We start from the raw sequence: 22,444 nt of genomic DNA, 5'->3' as shown, positions 1-22,444 counted from the left end.
ATGCGCCGGGCGAAGTCCATTGCGAAGTGGGGGCTGATTGGCCTCGGCGGCCTGCTGCTGCTCGGCGCCGCCGCCCTGGCGCTCGGCTATGCCTGGCTCAACAGCGAGGGCGGCCGCGCCTGGCTGGCGCGCCAGATCGAGGACGCGGCGAGCACGCCCGGCGAGATGGAACTGAGCATCGGCCGCCTGGAAGGCGCCCTGCCCGCGCAGCTGCAGGCCCGCGACGTGGTGCTGCGCGATACCGAGGGTGCCTGGCTGACCATCGCGGGGCTGGACCTCGCCTGGCGGCCCTGGGCCCTGCTCAGCAGGACCCTCGAGGTGGACTCCCTGTCTCTTTCGGGCGTCGAGCTGGCGCGCCTGCCGGCGGCGCCGGCGGAAACGCCTGAAGCGGAGGACGAAAGCGGCAGCGGCCTGCCGCAGCTTCCGGTGAAGATCCGTATCGCCCGCCTTGCAGCCGACGAGATCGCCCTGGGGGCGCCGGTGCTGGGCCAGGCCGCCCGCTTCACCCTGGCCGGCGTGGCCGGCAGCCGCGAAGACGGCAGCCTCGAAGTCGGCTTCGACCTGGAGCGACTGGACGGCGTGGAGGCCAAGCTGCGCGCCGAGCTGGACTACGATCCCGCCGGCGACGCCCTGACAGCCGCAATTGATGCCGCAGAGGCCCCCGGCGGACTCCTCGCCACGCTGCTGGAAATTCCGGACCTGCCGCGCGCCGAGATGAAGCTGAACGGCAGCGGCCCCTTGCGCGACTGGAAGGGTGACTTCGCGCTGTCGCTGGGCACGGTCGCGCAGGCAGGGGCGACGATCGGCCTGCAGCGCGATGCCGGCGGCGATCTCGGATTCAGCCTCCGGGGCCAGGCCACCATCGCGCCGCCTTCGCAAAGCGACCTCTGGGCCCTGGCCGCGGGAGACACGGCGCTGACCCTCCAGGGCGTCTGGCAGGACGCGCGGCGCCTCGACCTTGCGGAGCTGACAATCGCCAACGATCGGCTGCGCCTCGGCGCCCAAGGCACGGTGGAGCCGGAAAGCGGCGCGCTGGACCTGACGCTGAACCTGGCCGTGGACCAGGGGCAGGCCCTGGCCCGCCTGATCGACTTCGACCGCCTGGACAAGCTCTCCGCCGAAGTGGCGCTGAGCGGCAGTTTCGACGCACCCCAGGCCGAGATTGCCCTGCACGGCGAGGGCCTGGCCGGCCCGGACGTGGCGGCTGCGGGAGCCAGCGTCACGGGAAACATCACCGGCGCCGCGCAAGTGCTGGCCCTCGACCTGGCCGGGCGCATCGACGGGCCGCGGCTGCCGGGCGAGGACGCCGTCAATCAGGTGCTCGGCGCCGAACTGCCCTTCACGCTGCGAGCCAAGCTGGACCTCGACAGCCTGGTGCTCGACATCGCCGCGCTGGAGGCCGGCATCGACGCCGCGCAGCTTTCAGGCAGCGGGCCCTTCAATCTGGACGCCGGCACGGCGGACCTCCAGGCCACCCTCGTGGTGCCCGACCTCGCCAGGCTGCAGCCGCTGACCGAGATCACCCTCGGCGGCCAGGCGCGCCTGGCCGGTCCCCTCACCCTGCAGAACTACGGCAGCGATCTGCGGGCCGATCTGGCCGGGCGCTGGGATACCCCCTCCAGCGACATCGGGCTCATCACCGCCGCCGCCGGCCAGGGCCTCGACATCACCGCCCGCTTGGCCGTCGCCGACAGCGAAGTGCGCATCGAGCAGGCGACGGCCCGCTCGCCCACCACCGACCTCTCCCTCGCCCTCATCGTCGCCGGCGACGAACTGCGCGACGGCCGCTACAGCCTGACGCTAAAGGATGCGGCGGTCCTGGCGGCGGAGCTGGGCGCGGATTTCGCCGGCCCGGCGCAGGTGCAAGGCACCCTCTCCGGCCCCTTCGACGCACTCGCCCTGGCCGGCGAGGTGCAGGCCGCGGGCCTCACCCTCGCCGAGCAGAAGCTGAGCGACCTCACCGGCCGCTACGACCTGCGCCTCAAGGGCGCGGAGGTCGACGGCCCGGTCAGCCTTGCCCTCGCCAGCCCCTATGGCCGTGCCGAGGCGGACGCCGAGCTGCGGGTCCGCGACGATGCCGTGACCCTGGCGGCGCTGAGCGCCCGCCTGCCCGAGACCAGGGTCGCGGGCGAGGTCGTGCTGCCGCTGGACGGCGGCGACCCGCAGGCCGAACTGAACGGAGAGATCGCGGACCTCGGCGTCTGGCTGGCCACCGCGGGGTTGGAGGGCAGCGGCAAGGGCAAGGTGACGCTGCAATGGAACCGGGCCGGCGCCGCCGCGCCGCTGCTGGCGACGGCCGATCTCGCCGCGCTGACCCTGCGGCCCGAGCCCGACGCCGAGGCCGTGAAGATCGATCGCCTGCGCCTGGAACTGCAGGCCCAGGGGCCGGACCTGGCGCAGCCGGCAACCTTCGCCGCCAAGGCCGAGACCCTGACCTGGCAGCGCCTGAAACTGGCGCGCCTGGATCTCGACGGCAACGGCACCCTCGATGCGCTCGACCTGCGGCTGGCCGCCGCGGGTGCCTGGGTCGAACCGCTGGAGCTGCAGGCCGCGGGGCGCGTCGCGCAGGCGGGCGAAACCCTCACCGTCACCCTCGGCGAGGCGAAGGGCTCGGCCTTCGGACAGCCGCTGGCGCTGCGCGAGACCGCGACCCTCACCCTCGCACCCGGCGTGACCCGGCTGGAGGGCCTCGACCTCGCCTCCGGCGACACCCGCCTTACCGCCGAGGGCCGCCTGGATGGCGAGAACGTCACCGCCACGGCGCTCCTGGAGGCTCTGCCCCTGGCCACCGTCGATGCTTTCTGGGAAAGCGGCCTGGAGGGTAGCGTCTCGGCGACGCTGGACCTGCAGGGTCCGACCGGTGCCCCCCGCGGCAGCGCCGGCCTGACCGTCGCCGGCCTGCGTCCGCGCGGCGACAAGGACCTGCCGGCGCTGGAGCTCACCAGCACCGCCGAATGGCGCGACGGACAGGTGATGCTGGACGGCCGTCTCGGCGGCGCGCAGGTGACCGCCGCCAGCTTCAACGCCACGGCGCCGCTGCGCTTCACCGCCGGGGGCGGGCTGGAGATGCCGGAAAGCGGCGCGCTGACCGGCGCCCTCGACTGGCGCGGCGGCCTCAACACCCTGCTGCTCTTCGCCCCCTTGCCGCAGCACCGGCTCAGCGGCGACGCCGAGATCGCCGTCACGCTCCGCGGCACCGTCGGCGCGCCGCAGTTCGACGGCAGCCTCGCCCTGGCCCAGGGCCGCTACGAGAGCCTGGAGCACGGCACGGTCCTGCGCGACCTGGCGCTGCGCGCGGAGCTGGCGGGAGACAGGGTGACGCTGGCCAGCCTCACCGCCAACGACGGCGCCGGCGGCAAGCTGAGCGGCAAGGGCGAGCTGGACATCGATCCCACGCGGGATTTCCCCTTCGACGTCGAGATCCAGTTTGACAAGTTCCGCGCCCTGCGCCGCGACGACGTCACCGCGGTGGCCGGCGGCACCGTCGAGCTGTCGGGCGACGCGCAGACGCCGCGCATCAAGGGGCGCTTCACCACGGAGACCGTGGAGATCAGCCTGGCCGCGCAATTGCCGCCCAACGTGGTGAAGCTGGACGTGATCGAAGTGAAGGACGGGGTGGTGCAGGAACCCGTCGCGGAAGAGCAGGCGGCTCCGCCGGTGAACGCCGAGCTGGATATCATCGTCGACATGCCGGGGCGGGTCTTCGTACGCGGCCGCGGGCTCGATTCCGACTGGGCCGGGCGCATTGTCGTGACCGGTACCACCGCCGAACCGTCGATCAGCGGCGAGGTGAATCTGGTCCGCGGCGTGATGTCTGTTGTCGGCAAGACGTTCGTGCTGCAGGACGGCAAGGTGACTTTGCCGCAGGACGGCGGCGGCGAAGCCACGATCGACGTCAGCGCCCTCCATGAGGGCAAGGAGCTGGAAGTCACCGCGCACATGATTGGGCCCCTTAGCGAGCCGTCGCTGGAACTCACCTCCGTTCCAGAGGTGCCGCAGGACGAGATCATTTCGCGGGTGCTGTTCAACAAGTCCGCCTCGCAGCTCTCGGGAGCGGAGGCCGCGCAGCTTGCCCTCGCCCTGCGCGACCTGACCGGGCGAGGCGGCGGCACCGACGTCATGGGCTTCGCCCGCAGGACGCTGGGTGTCGACGTGCTGCGCGTCGACACCACCGCCGAGGGCAAGGCCGCGGTGGAAGCGGGCAAATATGTGACGGAAGACGTCTATGTCGGCGTCAAGCAGGGCGCCAAGCCGGAGGACAGCGGCGTCGGGGTCGAAGTGGAGCTGACGCCCAACATCACCGTCGAGACCGAGACCACCGGCGAAGGTGACAACAAGTCCGGCGTGCGCTTCCAGCTGGACTACTAGGTTCCTTCCGCAGGTCGCCCGCGCGTTTCCACCGGGATCGGTTCGGTCACCAGCAGGTGGCGGTGCGGGTAGGGGATCTGGATACCGTGCTCCTTGAAGGCGTCCCAGATCGCCAGCAGCACCTGCCCCTTCACGTTGGCGACGCCGTCCTGCGGATCGCGGATCCAGAAGCGCAGCACGAAATCCAGCGAAGAGTCGCCGAAGCCCGTCAGGTGGCAGACCGGCGGGGTGGACGGATCCACCCGCTCCGGCTTGCTCGCCGCCTCGCAGGCGATGCGCCGCACCTCATGCGGGTCGCTGTCGTAGGAGACCCCGAAGGTGATCTCCATGCGCACCAGCTGGTTGGTGAAGGACCAGTTGACCACGCGGTGGGTGATCAGGTCCTCGTTGGGGATCAGGTACTCCTTGCCGTCGCGGGTGACCACGGAGACGTAGCGCGCGCCCAGCGAGGAAATCCAGCCGTAGGTCTCGCCCAGTTCGATGACGTCACCCGGCTTGATCGACTTGTCGAGCAGCAGGATGACGCCGCTGATGAGGTTGGAGACCACCTTCTGCAGGCCGAAGCCGATGCCCACGCCCACGGCGCCGGAGAACAGCGCCAGCGCCGTCAGGTCGATGCCGACGCTGTTGAGGGCCATGACCACGGCCAGGGTGATCAGCGTGATCTTCAAGAGCTTGCCGAGCAGCACCTGCACCGAGGGCGTGAGGTCGGGAATGCCGCTGATGCGCCGCTCCAGGAAGCGTGACAGGGACGAGGCGGCCCACAGCAGCACCGCCAGGGTCAGCACGCCCTTGACCACCGTCAGCAGGGAAATGCGCAGATCACCGAAGGAAACCGCCAGGGAATCGAGCAGCGCCACCGTCGGGTCCAGCAGCCCCGTGATGTTGAGGGCGGCAATGGTCCAGGCGCTGAAGGCCAGCATGCGGGCCAGGGCCGGGTTGCGCACGAAGGTGGTGACCAGGCGGATCACCACCCAGGCGGTCAGCAGGCTGGCGATGGTGCTCAGCAGGTAGCTGCGGCTGGGCCAGGTGCTCCGCTGCATGACGGCGATCGCCAGCCACAGCAGCAGCAGATAGATGAAAGGCGTGACGAGGTCCGGCAGGGCGCGCACCTGAGCGGTAAAGCGCGCCGAGAGGGCGCTGCGGCCGATCCAGGCCTCCAGGCGCGGCCGCAGGCGCCGTCCCGCCAGCAGCGACAGGCCGAACAGCAGCACCAGCAGCACCAGCTGTCCCAGGGTCCAGACGTTGGCGACGTGCTGCACCAGCCAGTCGCCGGCCCCCTGAAGGGCCGCCGTCACCTTCTCGCTGCTTAGAAGGTTGTCGTTCAGCAGGTCGTCCATCGCCGCGCGCCGCGCTCCCGCCTGTTCCAGGCTTTCATGCTAATGCGGATTCGGGATTTCCCGAAATATCAAAGCCATGGCCTTGAGCCGCCGAAAAAGATTCTTCCGAAGGCTTCGCGGCGTTCATAGTCCCCAGCCCCCAAAAATCTTTGTTTTCGGGCGCCTTCGTCGGAAAAATAAAGTACAAATTTTATCTATTAACGATCTTTGCTTAATATTACTTAGAATTTGAAATAATTCTACATTGCAACGCTGTAAAGACTTCGGTAACCTTGCAGGCATGACTGCAATGACGCTTTCAAGACCGGCAGCCCTGTTCTGCCTCTCCGCCACCCAGGCCGCGCTCTTCGCGGGCCTGGCCTGGCTGGCCGTGGCCGGGCGGCTGAACGTGGAGGCCCTGGCGGCGGGCGTGGCCCTGGCCTCCGCCGCCCTGACGGTCCTGCTGCTGCGGCTCTACCGCCAGCAGGCGGCGGCCCGGCGCGCCTCCGCGGTGAAGTCGGCTTTCCTGGCGCAGATGAACCACGAGCTGCGCACCCCGCTGTCGGGCGTCATCGCCAACCTGGAGCTGCTGCGCGCTAGCGAGCTGACCCGCGATCAGCGCGACCTGGTCGACGGCTGCATGAACGCCGGCAAGGGCCTGCTGGGCGTCATCGGCAACAGCCTCGACCTTTCCAGGATCGAGGCCGGCAAGCTGACGCTCGCCCCCGCCGAGTTCGACCTGCGGGAGATGCTCGACAGCGTGGCCTCGATCTACCGCAGCGCGGCCCTGAACAAGCAGACCGAGCTGTCCACCGCCGTCCGCGGCACGGCGCCCCGGCGCATCGTCGCCGACGAGATGCGGCTGCGTCAGGTCCTCTGCAACCTGCTCGGCAACGCCGTGAAGTTCACCGAGGCCGGCCGCATCTGCCTGGCGGTCCGGGCCGAGCGCATCGACGCCGGCTCGGCACGCCTGCACTTCACCGTGGAAGACACCGGCATCGGCTTTCCGGCAGAAGCGGCGGCGACGCTCTTCGAACCTTTCCGCCAGGCGGACAGCACCGTGGTGCGCGACTTCGGCGGCAGCGGGCTGGGCCTGGCCATCACCCAGCGCCTGGTGGCGCTGCACGGCGGCGAGATCACCTGCACGGCCGAGCCCGGCGCCGGCGCCAGCTTCAAGGTAAGCCTCACCGTGCCGGCCTCCGCATGGGACACCGAAGAACGCGCCGCGGCGGCGCCCCCTGCCCCGCCGAGCGACCGCGCCGCGCCGCTGCACCGTTTCGCGCCCGGCGCGGCGCCCAGCCTGCTGGTCGTCGAGGACCAGCCGATGAACCGCAATATCCTGGCGCGCCAGCTGCGGCGCCTGGGCATCGACTGCGACATGGCGGCCGATGGACTCGAGGCCCTGACCCTGCTGGACCACCGCCACTACGACGTGATCATCACCGACTGCGCCATGCCGGGCATGGACGGGCTGGAACTGATCCGCCGGATCCGCACCGAAGAAGAGATTGCCCGCCGTCCGCGCGCCCGCATCGTCGTACTCACCGCCAACGCCATCAAGGGCCTGGCGGAGGACTGCCGCGAGGCCGGCGCCGACGCCTTCCTCGCCAAGCCGCTGAAGCTCACGGCACTCTCCGCTTTCCTGACGCAGGAGCGTCCGGAGGAGCCCGCCGCCGCGCCACACCACAAGGACGCGGCAGCCGCGCCCATCGACCGTGGCGTCCTGGCGGAGCTTATCGGCCGCGACGACGCGCCCTCGATCGACAGGCTGGCCCGCGATTTCTTTGAGTGCTGGCAGGAATCCCTTGCCGACATCGTCCGGCGCTACGCGGAAGCGGATGCCGAGGGGCTCGCCGAAGCCGCTCATGCCGCCAAGGGCACGGCGCGCTACGGCGCCGCCCACCGCCTGGCCGCCGGCTGCGCCCGCCTGGAGGCGCTGGCGCACGACGGCCGTCGGGCCGACTGCGCCGCCGCCCTGGAAGACCTGCAGACCGAAACCTACCGACTGCAAACATATCTGACCGATACGGGAGTGATTGGTTATGAAAACCGCCGAAGCGCCTAAACTCATCCTTATCGCGGATGACCAAGGCTTCATCCGCTCCCTCCTGGTATCCATGCTGCGTGAGCTGGGCTACCGCACCCTGGACGCCCCGGACGGCCACACGGCTTTGCAGCAGCTTGCCGCGCGCCCGGACATGGTGATCCTGGACCACCGTATGGCCAACGTAACGGGCCTGGAGATCCTGCAGGAAATCCGCTGCGGACGGACCGGGCAGCCACGTGACCTTCCGGTGCTGCTGCTGACCGGCCACGCCGACGAGGACATCGTGCGCATCGCCGGCGAGCTGGACGTCTCGGCCTTCCTGTCGAAGCCGGTCTCCAAGACGCAGATGAAGGCGCGCCTGGACATGGTCGCGAAGACGCCCCTCTCGCTGAGGTCTGCGCAAACCTACGGCATCGTCGACGTGAACCGGGCCGAGTACGTGCCCGCGCCGCGCACCACAAGCAACGCCTGGATCCTGAAGGAAGAGATCTTCCCGCCGAAAGCGCCCTACGTCACCGCGGCGGAGATGGCGCGCCGGGCCAGCGCCGCCGTCCGCGCCGCTCAGGAAGGCGAAACGCACTACAGCCGCGTCCGGCCGGGCATGATCCTGAAAAACAACCTCTACAGCAGCGGCGGGCGGCTGATCGTCGCCGCCGGGCTGGAACTGAGCGAGGACATGGTCAAGCGCCTGGTCGGTATCTGCGAGGCCAACCCCGCCCTGCACTACCTGAACGTCGCCGAACCGAGGAAATCTCAAGCGCCCTCCGCCTGACGGCTGGCGGCTAGACGATCGGCGCCTCGCCGGCCAGTTCCGAGGTCAGGCCGCTCTCGTAGGCCGCTTCGGGCTCGAAGTCGTCCAGCGACCTGGCGATGACCTGGGTGCCTTCGTGGCGCGCGATGTGGAACAGCGCGTCGCCTTCGTGCACCAAGGGAATGTTGCTGCGCCCGATGATCACACCGCCGACGCTGGCGCGCACCTCCACCTCGTTCTCGCCGAAGGGGTCGGAAACGACACCCAATATCTGGCCTTCCTTCACCGCGCTGCCCAGCGCCGCGGCCGAGCGCAGCAGCCCGCTGTGTGGCGCGCGCACCCACTTGCTGGAGCGGATGACCAGGGGGCTGGTACGCTGCGTCCTGCGGCGCGAGGGCGCCAGCATCTCCAGCGCGCGCATGACCCGCACCACGCCCTTCACGCCGGCGCGGATGCAGCTCTCGTCGAAACGCAGGGCCTCGCCGGCCTCGTAGACGATGACCGGCACCGAGAACCCCGAGGCTGCCTCGCGCAGGCTGCCTTCGCGAAAGCCGGTGTTGATAACGAAGGGCACGCCGAAAGCCTGGGCCAGCCGCTCGCTTTCAGTGTCGTCCAGGTTGGCGCGGATCTGCGGGAAATTGTCACGGTGGATGGCGGCGGTGTGCAGGTCGATGCCGTGGGTGGCGTTGGCCACGATCTCGTCCAGGAAGATCCGCGCCAGGCGCCCGGCCAGGGAGCCCTGCGCCGAGCCCGGGAAGCTGCGGTTGAGGTCGCGGCGGTCCGGCAGGTAGCGCGACTGCGAGAGAAAGCCTAGCACGTTCACGATGGGCACGGCGATCAGCGTGCCCTGCAGGCGCTTCAGCGCGGTCAGGCGCAGCAGCCGGCGGATGACCTCGACGCCATTGATCTCGTCGCCGTGCAGGGCCGCGCAGACGAAGAGGCAGGGGCCCGCGCGGCGTCCGCGCACCACGTGAATCGGCATGGTGATGGGCGTATGGGTCGAGAGGTCGGTGACAGGCAGGTCGATGGTGCGCCGCTGCCCGGGCAGAATCTCCACGCCGCCGATGACCATCGGCTTCTGGCGCGCCTTGCGCGCCGGGGCCTCCTGGCTCGGCGCCTCGGTCCGGGCCTGAGCCTTCGCCTTGGTGCCGCCCTTGGGCCCGGCCTTCTTCTTGCTGTGGGTCATGCTGTCGCTGCCAGTGGCGCCCGCAGGGCCGCCCCCTGCGGTCCCCGTCCCCTGACCCGGAGTCTCGCCTTTTGCGGCGGCGACATCAACTAGCTTGCGTGCCTGCGCGGCGGCCCCAGCTTCTAGCCGCGCCCGCGGGTACGGGTCTTGTTCGGCTTGGCGTTCTTTTCCAGGAAGGCGATGATCGCCCCGGCGACGTCCTTGCCGGTGGCCTTCTCGACGCCTTCCAGCCCCGGCGAGGAGTTGACCTCCATCACCACCGGGCCGTGGTTGGAGCGCAGCATGTCCACGCCGCAGACGTTGAGGCCCATGATCTTGGCCGCGCGCACCGCCGTGGAGCGCTCCTCCGGCGTGATCTTCACCGAGGCCGCCGAGCCGCCGCGGTGCAGGTTGGAGCGGAAGTCTCCCTCCGCCCCTTTGCGCATCATCGAGGCGACGACCTTTTCGCCCACCACCAGGCAGCGGATGTCGGAGCCGCCGGATTCCTTGATGAACTCCTGCACCAGGATGTTGGCCTTCAGTCCGCCGAAGGCCTGGATCATACTCTTGGCCGCGCCCGGTGTTTCGCCCAGCACCACGCCGATGCCCTGGGTCCCTTCCAGCAGCTTGATGACCACCGGCGCGCCGCCCAGCATCTCGACGATGTCGTCGGCGCGGCTTGTCGAATGGGCGAAGACGGTGACCGGCAGGCCGATGCCGCGGCGCGCCAGCAGCTGGTGGCTGCGCAGCTTGTCGCGCGAACGGCTGATGGCGACGGATTCGTTCAGGGGATAGACCCCCATCATCTCAAACTGCCGCAGCACGGCGGTGCCGAAGAAGGTCACCGAGGCGCCGATACGCGGAATTACCGCGTCATAGCCCTCGACCTTCTCGCCGCGGTAATACATCTCCGGCCGGTGCGAGGCGATGTGGATGTAGACCCGCATGGTGTCGATCACATCGATCTCATGGCCGCGGTCCTCGGCGGCTTCGATCAATCGCTGGTGCGAATAGAGGTTTGCGTTGCGCGCCATAAGGGCGATTTTCATGCCGGCCTCGCTTTCGGTTTGAGTTTCTTTCGGCCCGTCTTTTCGGACGCTTTGGCCTTGAGTTTTTTCTTCGACTTGCCGGAGAGCTTGGCTTTCGGCTTGCCGGACAACTTGAAGGAGCCTCCGGGGTCCACCACGAAGCGCCGGCGCACGGCGCGGCGGCCCAGCAGCATGCGAAACCCCATCTCATCACGATTGGTCAGGGTCATCTCGATGGGCCAGGACTCTTCGCCGAGCTTGATCTGAGTCTCGATAACATAGCGCTGTTCGCGCTCACCGTTCGACGATGTCACGGTTCTTTCATCGACCACCCTGGCCTCGCAATCGACGACCGGTGTGCCGCGACGCTGCACCGGGTGCAGAGAAAAGCTGACGCAGCGCTCGCCGTCACGATCGAAAGGGCGGATCTTGAAGGCATGAATCGCGGACGTACGGGCCCCCGTGTCGATCTTGGCCTTGATCCTGTCGACGCCAAGGCCCGGCAGGCCGACCCACTCGCGCCAACCGATGACCGCCTTAGGCCTCTTTACGCGTTTCACGATACCCCCCCGGCGGATGACGGACAGCCATCCGGGCGAAGCTTCGAACCGACGCTCCCCGCGGCGTTCAACACAAGCCCTGACCCAATTCACCTGTCCCCAGTCGTACCCATACGAAGCTTCGCTGCTCCTCCACAGGATAAGCATTGTTGACGACGCGCTGTCAAAAAGCCATTCGCAGAAGTCGCCGGACAGGGTGAAAAAGCTGTGAAAAAGGAAGGGCCCGGCGTCATCCGCCGGCCCCCCCGGACCACCGCATCGCGGGGCGGTTCAGTGGCGCAGCACCTTCCAGCCCCCGGCGGTCTTCATCCAGATGCCGGCCTGCCAAAGCGTTTCCTTGCCGTTGTCGACCGACATGGCGAACTGCAGCGGCGCATTGCCCGCGGCGTCCTGCACCTGGAAGGCGCGGCCGCCGAGCACCGGCGTCACGGTCAGTTCGCCGGGATCGACGACCTCCGAGGGCTGGCCGAACAGATAGTCGGTCATCTGGCGCAGCATCTCAGGCGCCTGGGGGTCGTCCAGCGTAAAGTCCCGGACCATCGGCTCCAGGTAGGCGAAATAGCCTTCCATATCCTTGTTGCGGGTGGTCTCGATGAGATCGGCAACCGCCTCCCGCAGGCCCGCGTCATCACTCGGCCCGGCCGCGAGGTAGCTGTAGGCCGGCAGGCCGCTGACCGTAAAGGCGACGCTGTCGCTGCCCGGCGCGTCCAGGACGACCGTGCCCAGCACGTTGTCGTTCTGGCCCGGATCCTTCGGCATCTCACCCCAGCAGCCCTTGAAGACCTCGGCCTTCGCGCTGGGCGTGCCGCCGTCCTGGGCGGCCAGTTCGATGGTCAGGGTGTTCTCCCCTTCCAGCAGCAGGTTCGGCGGCACGAAGTTCGCCATGTCGCTGCTGTGGTCGCGCAGCAGGGTGACCTCGTTGACGCGCAGGGTCAGCCTGCCTTGATCGCTGCCCTTGTAGGCGACGGCGATGATCTCCTTGCAGGCCTGGGCGGAAGCCGGGGCGGCCATGAACAAGGCTCCCAGGGTTCCGACGGCACTCAAGACGATGCAAAGCGGTCGAAGTTTTATAAGCATGGAAAAAGTCTCCTTCTGTGCCGCCGCGCCAGAGGCGCAGCCCGGACCACGGGCCCGGCTCGATAGAGAGTAGCGCGGCTAGTTCGCGACCGGGATCTCGCGGTCGCCGACATGCACGGTGCCGCCGTCGATGGTCACCGGCGTTTCGGCCTCGGCGACCAGGTTCATCTTGCCGATGGCGGTCAGCTGCAGGCGCGTGGACCAGCGCTCGCCATCAAAGATCAGCGCCTTGCGGGGCTTGAGGAACAGCAGCGCCGAGAAGGTGCTGCCGCCGCCGCTCTTCTCCCAGGTGACGACCACCTGCACATCGTTCCTGGTGCTGCCGATGAAGCGGTAGCTGAACCAGCAGCCTTCCGGGCAGTCTTCCTTGGGTTGCTGCGCGGCGGAGAAGGTCTCAACCAGGTCGATGCTGGCGCCGATGCGCCCCGCTTCGTCGAGCGACACCTCGAAGCTGTCACCGCAGCAGAACTGGTTGGCGCCCTGGGCGGCCAGCAGGTCGACGGCAGTCACCACCGCCCGCCCGTCGGCGGGCAGGCCGGCCAGGGCCTTGACGATCAGCGGATGAATGGCCTTGCCTTCGTAGACGAAGGCCTCGCGCAGGCAGGCCCGCGGCTTGCCGCAGCTCTCCTCGAGCTGGCGGACGATGCTTTCGGCATCTTGTGCGGCGGCACTCTGCGGGCCGCCCAGGCACAGGAACACCGCCAGGACACATCCCAGCGACCCCAGGAGGGGCGCTCTCTGCACTGCTTTTCTCATTCTCGTCTCCACCCCGAAAAGCGTGTTGCTGCCCTTTGGTCGGCCCCGGGGACCGTTGGGTTCAAAATGGGCCTCGCGTTCTATAGCTGAAAGGCCGCTCACCCGCTCACGACCAGCAGAGCGGTGCCGCCGAGGTAGATCAGCAGGACCAGCAGGCTCTCGAATCCGATATTGGCGAAGCCGTACTTCTCGCGCCGCAGCAGGCCGAGCAGCAGTACCGCCGTCAGCATGATGGTGATCGCGATGATGAAGGCCGGCTGCTGTGAGGTGGCGTGATAGATGGAACCATCGCGGTAGGCGATGTCGGAGGCCGCCACCAGGATCACATCGAAGGTGTTGCCGCCGATGATGCCGCCCACCGCCAACGTCAGGGCGCCGCGGCGCACCGCGGCCAGCGTGGTCACCAGCTCAGGCAGCGAGGTGGAAACGGCGGTCAGCAGGGCGCCGACGATGGTCTCGGAGAGGCCGGTCTTGCCGGCGATGGCGATCCCTGCCTGTCCAAGGGCGTAGCCGGCAAAGCCGACGATGACGAACAGCAAGGCGAAGCGCGCCGCCAGGACATAGAGCGTGCGGCCGCCCTGCGGCTCCTCCGGCACGTCGGTGCGCGTCTCCTCCGTCTGCTTCGGGCCCCACAGCGGCTCCTTCTGCGTCTGGGAAGCCAGCCGCATGCCGAAGAGGTAGGCGATGAGAATGACGAAGCTGGCGGGATGGCAGCCCAGCAACGTCACCGGCGGCGCCAGTCCGGCGACCAGAGGAATGCTCAGGAGGCCGATCAGCAGCGCCCCCTGGGTCAGGTTGGTCAGCGAAGCCGCGGCGTGTTCCAGGTTGGCGCGGCGGTAGGTGATGTCGGCCACGGCCAGGAAGGCGGTCTGCACGGCGATGCCGCCGACGGCGTTGCTGAGCGCCAGGTCGGGAAACCCCTGCCACGCGGTGGAGACCGAGGTGATGAAGCCGGAGAGCGACGTGCTGGCGCCCAGCAGCAACCCGCCGGTGATCGCCTCGCCCAGGCCGGTTCGGTCGGCCAGGCGGTCGGCGACCTGGGCCATGGCGGTGCCGGCGGCGGCGATGACCAGCACGGTCACGCCGAAGACCGCGAAAGCGGCCCAGAGCGGTTGCGCCAAGAGATCCATCAGTTACTCCCTGCCCTCCCCACATAGAACGCCACGCGCGCCGCCGCAAGCCGAGTTCCGGAAATTCGCGGCCGGATCAGCCCTGCATCTCGGCGATGCTCTTGCGAAAGCGAAAGGCGGCGAAGGCGAAGAACAGCCCGCCGATGGCCGCCACCAGGGCGAACTGCGGCCAGACAACGTCCAGGCCCGCGTCACGGAAGAGGATCGCCTGGGCGAAGCCCACGAAGTGCTTGGAGGGAACTCCCTCCATCAAAGTCTGCAGCCACTCCGGCTGGCTTTCGATGGGCGTCTGGCCACCGGACAGCAGGTTCATGGGCAGCGCCACCAGCATGAACAGCAGGCCGAACTGCGGCATGGAGCGCGCCACGGTGGCGAGGAAGATGCCCAGCGCCGTGGCGAAGAAGAGATAGAAGATCAATCCCATGAAGAACAGGCTGCGCGAGCCCGCCACCGGCACCTGCAGCAGCGTCTCCACCACCAGCAGCAGGCAGAGGGCGACGGCGACCAGGATCACCAGACCGTTGGCCCAGACCTTGGCCATCATGATCTCGAAGGGCGTCAGCGGCATGACCAGCAGGTGCTCGATGGTGCCGTGCTCGCGCTCGCGGATCAGCGCGGCGCCGGTCAGCACGATGGACAGCATGGTCACGTTGTTGATCACCTGCATGACGCTGGTGAACCACGAGCTTTCGATATTGGGGTTGAAGGCGTAGCGCGCTTCCAGCTCGACCGCGGTCTCGGGCGGCGCGGTACCATGCAGGAAGGTCCGCACCTCCTGCCCGATGATCGACTGGATGTAGCCGTCGCCGATGCCCGCCTGCATCATCGCCGTCGCGTCGATGTTGACCTGTAGCGCCGGGTCGCGCCCGGCCAGCACATCGGCCTCGAAGTCCGGCGGGATCACGATGACGAAGGTGTAGACGCCGAAATCCATGCCGGGATCGATCTCGGCGAAGGTGATCATCTGCGGCTCCTGAAAGAAGGGCGGCAGGAAAGCTTCGCCGATCCGCCTGGAGAGCTGCGAGCGGTCCTCGTCGACAATGGCGATGGAGGCGTTGCGCAGGTCGTGGCTCATGCCTGTCGCGGCGGTATAGATCGACAGCGAGAAGGCCCAGACCACGAGGGCCAGCAGCACCACGTCGCGGCGCAGGCTGAAGAGCTCCTTGACGCCCAGGTTATAGATGTTGGCGAGACTTCCCATGCTCAGCGCTCCTGCTTCTTCAGCAACGCCAGGCTGATCGCCGTCAGGACGGGGAAAAACAGGGCCAGCGCCAGGAAATCCTCTTTCAGTTCGGCAAAGCCCAAAGCCTTGGTGAAGGTACCCACGCAGATGTTCATGAAGTAACCGGTGGGGAAGGTCTTGCCGAAGACCGCCGCGCCGCCCTCCAGCGAGGACACCGGCTGCATCATCCCCGAGAACAGCACCGCCGGCACCATGGTGAAGATGGCGGTGCCGAACAGCGCGGCGATCTGGGTGCGGGTGAAGGAGGAGACCAGCAGGCCGATCCCCGTGGTTGCGACGACGTACAGCAGCGCGCCGAAGCTGAGCGCCAGGAAGCTGCCCTTGACCGGCACGCCGAAGAGGAAGACGGCCATCGCCGTCATCACCAGGAAGTTCACCAGGCCGACGGCGATGTAGGGAAGCTGCTTGCCGATCAGAAACTCGAAGCGGCTGACCGGCGTCACGTAGAGGTTGGTGATCGAGCCCAGCTCCTTTTCCCGCACCACGCCCAGCGCCATGAGGATGGCGGGAATGAAGATCAGCATGATGGCGATGTTCGCCGGCACCATGGCGTTGACGCTTTCGAAGTTCTGGTTGTAGCGGTAGCGGGATTCGATTTCCGCCGGCAGCTCCGGCAGGGCCAGGTCCGGCGTTTCGCGGGCCAGGTCGGCGAGGTAGCCGCGATGCAGGCCTTCCAGGTAGCCGCGCACGGTCTCGGCGCGGAACGGCATGGCGCCGTCGATCCAGCCCGCGACCTGCGGCCGGCGCGCCTGCAGCAGGTCCCTGCCGAAGTTCGGCGGAATCTCGATCGCCAGGGTGACCTCTCCCGATTTCAGCCGGCGGTCCATAGCCTCGTAGCTGTCGATCGGCGGACGCTCCTCGAAATAGCGCGAACCCGCGAAATTCTCCAGGTAGCGCCGGCTTTCCGGCGTCTTGTCGCGGTCGAAGGCGGCGTAGGTCAGGTTCTCCACGTCGAAGGTGATGCCATAGCCGAACACCAACAGCAGCAGGGCGGTGCCGGCCAGCGCGAAGGTGAGGCGGATCGGATCGCGCAGCAGCTCGCGGCCCTCGCGCAGGCTATAGGCCAGCAGGCGGCGCGGGCTGAATCCGAAGGCTCCGCGCCGCGCGCCCCTATTGTTTTCCCGCACCAGCGGCGCCTCGGCCGCTGCCGCCGGCGCCGCCTCTTCCCCGGTCGCTTCTTCGAGGTAGGCGATGAAGGCTTCCTTCAGAGTCTCGACGCCGCGCGCCGCGGCCAGGGCTGCGGGCGCATCGCTGGCCAGCACCTTGCCCGCGTGCATCAGGGAAATGCGGTCGCAGCGCTGGGCCTCGGTCATGAAGTGGGTGGAGATGAAGATAGTGACCCCCTGGTTTCGCGACAGGTCGATCAGCAGTTCCCAGAAGCCGTCGCGGGCCAGGGGATCGACGCCGGAGGTCGGCTCGTCGAGGATCAGGACTTCCGGCTCGTGGATCACCGCCACGGCCAGGGACAGGCGCTGGCGCACGCCCAGCGGCAGGTCGCCGGAGAGGGCCTCGGCGTAGTGCGCCAGATCGAAACGCTTCATCAGCTCCGCGACGCGCGGCGCGACGCGCTCGGCCGGCAGGTGGAAGAGGCGGGCGTGCAGCAGCAGGTTCTGCTCCACCGACAGCTCGCCGTAGAGTGAAAAAGACTGCGACATGTAGCCGACGCGCTTGCGTGAGGCGATGTCGTGGGAGCGGGTCCTCTCGCCGAACAGCCAGGCCTCGCCCTCGCTGGGCGGCAGCAGGCCGGTCAGCATCTTCATGGTCGTGGTCTTGCCGCAGCCGTTTGAGCCGAGAAAGCCGAAGATTTCCCCGCGCTCGATCTGGAAGCTGACGTCGTCGACGGCGGTAAAATTGCCGAAGCGCCGGGTAAGGCCCTCGGCGACGATGGCCGGCGCGCCATCGTGGTCGCGGCGCGGCGGAATCTCCAGCTTGCGGTGGCCGCGGCGCTTCTCCTCCGGCAGCAGGGCGATATAGGCCTCCTCCAGGGTCTCGACGCCCTGGGCCTGCTTGATCTCCGCCGGGCTGCCGGCCGCCAGCACCTTGCCGTCGTTGATCACCACCAGGTTGTCGAAGGCCTCGGCCTCGTTCATGTAGGCGGTGGCGACCAGCACCGCCATTTCCGGTCGCTCGCCGCGGATGCGCTCGATCAGCTCCCAGAACTGGCGGCGCGACAGCGGGTCGACGCCTGTTGTCGGCTCGTCGAGGATCAGCAGGTCCGGATCATGGATCAACGCGCAGCAGAGTCCGAGCTTCTGCTTCATACCGCCGGAAAGCTTGCCGGCGCGGCGGTCGGGAAAGGGGTCGAGCCCGGTGCTCCTCAGCAGCGTGTCGATGCGCCGGCGCCGTTCCTTCGGGCCCTGGCCGAAGAGGCGGCCGAAGAACTGCAGGTTTTCGGCCACCGTGAGGTCCATGTAGAGGTTCTTGCCCAGCCCCTCGGGCATGTAGGCGATGCGCGGCTGCGTCGCCTCGCGGTGGCGGCGCGCGGCCATGTCACCGCCCAGCACCTCGACCCGGCCCTCCTGGATCCTGCGGGCCCCGGCGATGAGCGCCAGCAGGGTCGACTTGCCCACGCCGTCGGGGCCGATGAAGCCGGTCACGCCGCCGGCCGGCAGGTCCAGCGACACCGCCTGCAGCGCCACCGTCTTGCCGTAGCGATGGGAGACGGCCTCCAGCTTTGCAGCCAGCGCCCCCATCCCGGTCACTGCCCGTCAGCCGGCGGCAGGTTGACGGCGAAACGCTCCGGCCAGGTGTTGCCGCCGCCGAGCATGACGTAGGCCTCGCCGGGCAGGCCGCTGCGCACCTTTTCGATGTGCTCGCGCAGCAGCTCCGGTGCGATCTTGACCTTGATACGGAACATCAGCTTCTCGCGCTCGCTGCGCGTCTCCACCTCGCGCGGCGTGAACTGGGCCTCGGCGGAGATGAAGGAGACCTGGGCCGGAATCACGAACTGCGGCACGGCGTCCAGGATGATGCGCGCCTCGCTGCCGACCAGCAGGCGCCCGATCTGCGCCGTCGGCAGGAAGATCGTCATGTAGACGTCGGTGAGGTCCAGCAGGGTGATCACGCGCCCGCCGCTGGCCAGCACCTCGCCCGGCTCCGCCAGGCGGTACTGCACCCGCCCGTCGCGCGGCGCGGTGAGCGTCGAGTCGTCGATCTGGGTCTGGATGAGCTCGGCCTGCGCCTCGGCCGCCTCGACGGCGCGCTGGGTGCTGGCCAGGCGCGCCCGCGCCGCCTCCAGCGCCGCCCTGGCGGTATCGCGGTCGGTGCGCCGCTGGTCGGCGAGCTGCTTGGAGATGTGGCCCTTGGCGACCAGCGTTTCCGCGCGCGCCAGCTCCTCCTCGGCGTACTTCAGCTCGCTCTGCCGCTGCACGATCTGGGCGCGCGCCTCGATGACGTTCTCCTGAGCCTGGGCGATGCTCGCCTTGGCGGCGGCCAGGGAGGCGCGCAGTTCGGCCGTGTCCATGCGGGCCAGCACCTGGCCCGCCGCAACCATGTCGCCCTCGTTCACCAGCACCTCGGCCACGCGCCCGGCGTATTTGGTGGCGACCTGCACCTCTTCCGCCTCGATGCGGCCGTTGCCGCTGGCGATGTAGTCGGGAAGCTGGTCGTGGTTGTCGCGCCACCAGAGATAGCCGGCGGCGGCGGCCAGCAGCGCGACCACGACCAGAACAAGGAAAGTACGTTTGCTCATCCAGGACCTTTCCGACCGGCAAGGCGGGCTTTCGGCGGCGTCACAGGAAGAGCCCGCTCGACCGAGCGCCTGACAGGCCGAACCTACAATGCCTCCCACCCCGCCGCAACGCGGCTCGCCGCAGCGCAGCAATGCGTTCCCGAAAGAAGGCCGGAGCCGGCGGTCGGGCCTGCGCAAGTCGGGGCTCTGCGCGGCGCGGCCTTTTGCCACACCAGCGACGCCGCCCGCCCGCCGGCGGCCTCAAGGCAGGATGTCGCCCTTGTGGTCGATGATGAAGTGGTGCAGCACCTCGGCCGCGCGGGTCAGCGGGCGGTCGCTGCGGTAGATGAGGAACCACTGTCGCACCAGCGGCAGGCCCTCGGCCTGCAGCACCGCCAGCTTGCCCTCCGCCACCTCGCTGTGACAGGTGTGCGCCGAGATGATGGCGATGCCGAGCCCGGCCATGACCGCCTGCTTGATGGTCTCGTTGGTGCCCATCTCGACCATGTTGAAGGTCCGCCCGCCGCCGATGCGGTCGAGGAAGCGGGTCATCAGCAAGCGCGTGCCGGAGCCCTCCTCGCGGGCCAGGAAGGTCTCGCTCAGCAGGTCTTCCGGCAGGATGTCAGGGTCGCCGACCAGGCGGTGGTCGGGCGCGGCCACCAGCACGTGGGGATGGTCGCCCAGGACCTCGCGCTCCACCGCCACATGGGCCGGCGGCCGGCCCATGATCAGCAGGTCGTATTCGCGCCGCTCCAGACCCTTGATGATCTCCGTGCGGTTGCCGATCGCCAGCTGGACGCGGATTTCCGGGTGCAACTGGCGGAATCGGGCGACGATGCTGGGGGCGAAGTACTTGCCGGTGCTGACCACGCCCAGGGTCACCGACCCCGTGGCCCCGGACTTCAGGGCGTCGATGCGCTGGCCGCAGCGTTCGATCACCTTCTCGATCTCGTCGGCGGCCTCCAGCAGCTCGCGGCCCACCTCGGTCGGCTCCGGCCCCTCGGCGTTGCGCTCGTAGACCGGCTGGCCGACAACTTTCTCCAATGATTTCAGGTGTGTGGTCACGGCCGGCGGAGTCACGAAGAGCTCCGCCGCGGCCTGGGTGACCGAGCCGCTGCGGATCGTCGCGGCGAAGGCGCGGAGCTGCTTCAGGGAGAGACTGCGGAAATCGACCAAAGTTTTTCTTAATCCTCTTTCCATTTTTTTAAATTTTCTTTTCGTCGATTTTCCCCGAGCATGCGGCTCCGGACAACAAAAAAGTCCACTGCCCCGGGAGGCCCTTCCCGGGGAGCCTCGAAACAAAGGACCGCCCAAGGCGGCCGCAAGAGCGCCCGAAAGGCCGCTCGGGAGGAAGGAAAATGGTCGCTGTCGCACAGCGAAACGCATCCCCTGTCGGCATGTCCCTCCCGGCCTACCTTGCCGAGACCGGCGCCGCCGCGCCCCGGCTGCAGGCCGCGGCGGAGACCGTGGCGGCCCTGGCGACGGCCGCGGTCGAAATCGCCAAGCTGACCGCGAAGGGCCCGCTTGCCGGCGCCCTGGGCGAGGCCACCGGCGCCGCCAACGCCGACGGCGACGTGCAGAAGGCGCTGGACGTCCAGGCCAACGAGCTGGTGCTGTCGGCCCTGCACGATGCGCCGGTTGCCTACTTCGCTTCCGAGGAGGAAGACGCCATCCTCACCCTGGCGCCGGACGCGCCGGTGGCTGTAGCCGTTGATCCGCTCGACGGCTCCTCCAACATCGACGTCAACGTCTCCATCGGCACCATCTTCTCGATCTTCCCGACCAACCCGGAGGGCGCCACCGCCTCCTTCTTCCGCCCGGGCGAAGAGCAGCTCGCCGCCGGCTACTTCGTCTATGGCCCCCACACAGCCCTGGTGCTGACCCTGGGCCAGGGCGTCGACCTTTTCGTGCTGGACCCGGACGACCACGAGTTCCGCCTCGCCCGCAGCGGCCTGACCATCCCTGCCGCGGCGACGGAGTTCGCCATCAACGCCTCCAATTCCCGGCATTGGTTTCCCCCGATCCGCACCTTCATCGACGACTGCCTGGAGGGCGCCGAGGGGCCACGCGGCAAGAACTTCAACATGCGCTGGGTCGCCTCGCTGGTCGCCGAGACGCACCGCATTTTCTCGCGCGGCGGCGTCTTCCTCTACCCCGCCGACCGGCGCCCCGGCTACGAGAAGGGCCGACTGCGCCTGATCTACGAGGCCGCGCCCATCGCCTTCCTGGCCGAGCAGGCCGGCGGCGCGGCCACCGACGGCATCGAGCGCATCCTCCTGAAGGTGCCGGGCGAGCTGCACCAGCGCACGCCGCTGGTCTTCGGCTGCGCCGAGAGGGTGCACCTCATCGTCGGTTACCACGTCGAGCCCACCCTGGTCCGCGATACCCCGCCGCTGTTCCGCGAGCGCGGCCTGTTCAGTTCCTGAGAGAGCAGTCGATAGCCATGTCCGTCAAGCATCCGATCATCTCCGTCGTCGGCTCCTCCGGGGCCGGCACCTCCACGGTGAAGCACACCTTCGAGCAGATCTTCCGCCGCGAGGAGATTAACGCCGCCGCCATCGAAGGCGACGCCTTCCACCGCTACAACCGCGCCGACATGAAGGCCGAGCTGGCGCGACGCACCGAGGAGGGTGACCACACCTTCAGCCACTTCTCCCTCGAGGCCAACATCCTCGACGAGCTGGAGAACACCTTCCGCACCTACGGCGAAACCGGCAAGGGGCGCACCCGCCACTACGTGCACGACGACGAAGAATCCGACCGCTACGGCGTGCCGCCCGGCCACTTCACCGACTGGCACGACTTCGGCGAGGGCTCCGACCTGCTGTTCTACGAAGGGCTTCACGGCGCGGTTAAGACCCCGGAGATCGACATCGCCGGCCAGGCGGACCTGAAGATCGGCGTGGTGCCGGTGATCAATCTGGAATGGATCCAGAAGATCCACCGCGACTACGCCTCTCGCGGCTACACCACCGAGGCGGTGACCGACACCATCCTCAGGCGCATGCACTCCTACGTCCACGTCATCTGCCCGCAGTTCACCGAGACCGACATCAACTTCCAGCGCGTGCCGGTGGTCGACACCTCGAACCCCTTCATCGCCCGCTGGATTCCCACCGCCGGCGAGTCGCTGGTGGTGATCCGCTTCAAGAGCCCGCGCGGCATCGACTTCCCCTACCTGGTCTCGATGATCCAGGGCAGCTGGATGAGCCGCGCCAACTCCATCGTCATTCCCGGCGACAAACTGGACCTCGCCATGCAGCTGGTCCTGACGCCGTTGATCATCCGCCTCGTCGAACGCGGCCGCCGGGCCAAGTGAGCCGGCACAGG

16 protein-coding genes are annotated in these 22,444 nt (G+C 68.4%); 5 read left to right on the top strand and 11 right to left on the bottom strand.

The window, feature by feature from the left end:
• Positions 1-4,368, top strand: a complete 4,368-nt coding sequence (locus H7X47_RS16710; RefSeq protein ID WP_193369855.1) for a translocation/assembly module TamB domain-containing protein — start codon at positions 1-3, stop codon at positions 4,366-4,368.
• Here the strand turns inward: H7X47_RS16710 and H7X47_RS16705 are convergent.
• Positions 4,365-5,708, bottom strand: coding sequence for a mechanosensitive ion channel family protein (locus H7X47_RS16705; RefSeq protein WP_193369854.1), 1,344 nt, complete (start codon positions 5,706-5,708; stop codon positions 4,365-4,367). The genes H7X47_RS16710 and H7X47_RS16705 overlap by 4 nt on opposite strands.
• 289 nt (positions 5,709-5,997) lie before the next feature.
• Here H7X47_RS16705 and H7X47_RS16700 point away from each other — a divergent pair, with 289 nt between their 5' ends.
• A complete protein-coding gene (locus H7X47_RS16700; RefSeq protein ID WP_193369853.1) occupies positions 5,998-7,752 on the top strand; it encodes an ATP-binding protein in 1,755 nt (584 codons plus the stop codon).
• On the top strand, positions 7,730-8,506 hold the full coding sequence (locus H7X47_RS16695; RefSeq protein ID WP_193369852.1) for a response regulator: 777 nt from the start codon (positions 7,730-7,732) through the stop codon (positions 8,504-8,506). The genes H7X47_RS16700 and H7X47_RS16695 overlap by 23 nt, the downstream gene beginning before the upstream one ends.
• 10 nt (positions 8,507-8,516) lie before the next feature.
• Here the strand turns inward: H7X47_RS16695 and H7X47_RS16690 are convergent, their stop codons facing one another.
• From H7X47_RS16690 to H7X47_RS16645, 10 genes are all read right to left on the bottom strand, one after another.
• Complete coding sequence (locus H7X47_RS16690; protein WP_193369851.1) at positions 8,517-9,671, bottom strand: succinylglutamate desuccinylase/aspartoacylase family protein; 1,155 nt, start codon at positions 9,669-9,671, stop codon at positions 8,517-8,519.
• 122 nt (positions 9,672-9,793) lie between these two features.
• On the bottom strand, positions 9,794-10,699 hold the full coding sequence (gene rimK, locus H7X47_RS16685; protein WP_193369850.1) for a 30S ribosomal protein S6--L-glutamate ligase: 906 nt from the start codon (positions 10,697-10,699) through the stop codon (positions 9,794-9,796).
• On the bottom strand, positions 10,696-11,238 hold the full coding sequence (locus tag H7X47_RS16680; protein ID WP_319633623.1) for an ATP-dependent zinc protease family protein: 543 nt from the start codon (positions 11,236-11,238) through the stop codon (positions 10,696-10,698). The genes rimK and H7X47_RS16680 overlap by 4 nt, the downstream gene beginning before the upstream one ends.
• Positions 11,239-11,508: 270 nt before the next feature.
• Positions 11,509-12,249: a hypothetical protein gene (locus H7X47_RS16675; RefSeq protein WP_193369848.1), complete on the bottom strand. Its 741-nt coding sequence runs from the start codon at positions 12,247-12,249 to the stop codon at positions 11,509-11,511.
• 144 nt (positions 12,250-12,393) lie between these two features.
• Positions 12,394-13,071: a hypothetical protein gene (locus tag H7X47_RS16670; protein ID WP_193369847.1), complete on the bottom strand. Its 678-nt coding sequence runs from the start codon at positions 13,069-13,071 to the stop codon at positions 12,394-12,396.
• A gap of 98 nt (positions 13,072-13,169) precedes the next feature.
• The gene (locus H7X47_RS16665) at positions 13,170-14,201 is read right to left on the bottom strand and encodes a sodium:calcium antiporter (RefSeq protein WP_193369846.1); all 1,032 of its coding nucleotides are present in this window, start codon (positions 14,199-14,201) and stop codon (positions 13,170-13,172) included.
• Between the two features lie 76 nt (positions 14,202-14,277).
• On the bottom strand, positions 14,278-15,402 hold the full coding sequence (locus tag H7X47_RS16660) for an ABC transporter permease (protein ID WP_193369845.1): 1,125 nt from the start codon (positions 15,400-15,402) through the stop codon (positions 14,278-14,280).
• Positions 15,403-15,404: 2 nt separating this feature from the next.
• A complete protein-coding gene (rbbA, locus tag H7X47_RS16655; RefSeq protein ID WP_193369844.1) occupies positions 15,405-18,137 on the bottom strand; it encodes a ribosome-associated ATPase/putative transporter RbbA in 2,733 nt (910 codons plus the stop codon).
• Positions 18,138-18,142: 5 nt separating this feature from the next.
• On the bottom strand, positions 18,143-19,135 hold the full coding sequence (locus H7X47_RS16650; RefSeq protein ID WP_193369843.1) for an HlyD family secretion protein: 993 nt from the start codon (positions 19,133-19,135) through the stop codon (positions 18,143-18,145).
• A 240-nt stretch (positions 19,136-19,375) separates the two neighbouring features.
• A complete protein-coding gene (locus H7X47_RS16645; protein ID WP_227010554.1) occupies positions 19,376-20,290 on the bottom strand; it encodes a LysR family transcriptional regulator in 915 nt (304 codons plus the stop codon).
• A gap of 182 nt (positions 20,291-20,472) precedes the next feature.
• Between H7X47_RS16645 and H7X47_RS16640 the strand changes: the two genes are divergently transcribed.
• Complete coding sequence (locus tag H7X47_RS16640) at positions 20,473-21,540, top strand: class 1 fructose-bisphosphatase (protein ID WP_322096505.1); 1,068 nt, start codon at positions 20,473-20,475, stop codon at positions 21,538-21,540.
• A gap of 17 nt (positions 21,541-21,557) precedes the next feature.
• On the top strand, positions 21,558-22,433 hold the full coding sequence (locus H7X47_RS16635) for a phosphoribulokinase (protein WP_193369841.1): 876 nt from the start codon (positions 21,558-21,560) through the stop codon (positions 22,431-22,433).
• Positions 22,434-22,444 lie beyond the last annotated feature (11 nt).

The sequence above is a fragment of the Pelagibius marinus genome, from assembly GCF_014925385.1.
Taxonomy (GTDB): Bacteria; Pseudomonadota; Alphaproteobacteria; order Kiloniellales; family Kiloniellaceae; genus Pelagibius; species Pelagibius marinus.
The sequence above is the reverse complement of the archived record's forward strand: the minus strand, read 5'-3'. Positions and strand labels throughout refer to the sequence as shown.

Bases quoted from the DNA above. Each gene is read 5' to 3' on its own strand.
- H7X47_RS16650 (WP_193369843.1), bottom strand. From the start codon at position 19,135: ATGAGCAAACGTACTTTCCTTGTTCTGGTCGTGGTCGCGCTGCTGGCC.
- rimK (WP_193369850.1), bottom strand. From the start codon at position 10,699: ATGAAAATCGCCCTTATGGCGCGCAACGCAAACCTCTATTCGCACCAG.
- H7X47_RS16640 (WP_322096505.1), top strand. From the start codon at position 20,473: ATGGTCGCTGTCGCACAGCGAAACGCATCCCCTGTCGGCATGTCCCTC.
- H7X47_RS16665 (WP_193369846.1), bottom strand. From the start codon at position 14,201: ATGGATCTCTTGGCGCAACCGCTCTGGGCCGCTTTCGCGGTCTTCGGC.
- H7X47_RS16700 (WP_193369853.1), top strand. From the start codon at position 5,998: ATGACGCTTTCAAGACCGGCAGCCCTGTTCTGCCTCTCCGCCACCCAG.
- H7X47_RS16705 (WP_193369854.1), bottom strand. From the start codon at position 5,708: ATGGACGACCTGCTGAACGACAACCTTCTAAGCAGCGAGAAGGTGACG.
- H7X47_RS16695 (WP_193369852.1), top strand. From the start codon at position 7,730: ATGAAAACCGCCGAAGCGCCTAAACTCATCCTTATCGCGGATGACCAA.
- H7X47_RS16690 (WP_193369851.1), bottom strand. From the start codon at position 9,671: ATGACCCACAGCAAGAAGAAGGCCGGGCCCAAGGGCGGCACCAAGGCG.
- rbbA (WP_193369844.1), bottom strand. From the start codon at position 18,137: ATGGGGGCGCTGGCTGCAAAGCTGGAGGCCGTCTCCCATCGCTACGGC.
- H7X47_RS16660 (WP_193369845.1), bottom strand. From the start codon at position 15,402: ATGGGAAGTCTCGCCAACATCTATAACCTGGGCGTCAAGGAGCTCTTC.
- H7X47_RS16635 (WP_193369841.1), top strand. From the start codon at position 21,558: ATGTCCGTCAAGCATCCGATCATCTCCGTCGTCGGCTCCTCCGGGGCC.
- H7X47_RS16670 (WP_193369847.1), bottom strand. From the start codon at position 13,071: ATGAGAAAAGCAGTGCAGAGAGCGCCCCTCCTGGGGTCGCTGGGATGT.
- H7X47_RS16675 (WP_193369848.1), bottom strand. From the start codon at position 12,249: ATGGCCGCCCCGGCTTCCGCCCAGGCCTGCAAGGAGATCATCGCCGTC.
- H7X47_RS16710 (WP_193369855.1), top strand. From the start codon at position 1: ATGCGCCGGGCGAAGTCCATTGCGAAGTGGGGGCTGATTGGCCTCGGC.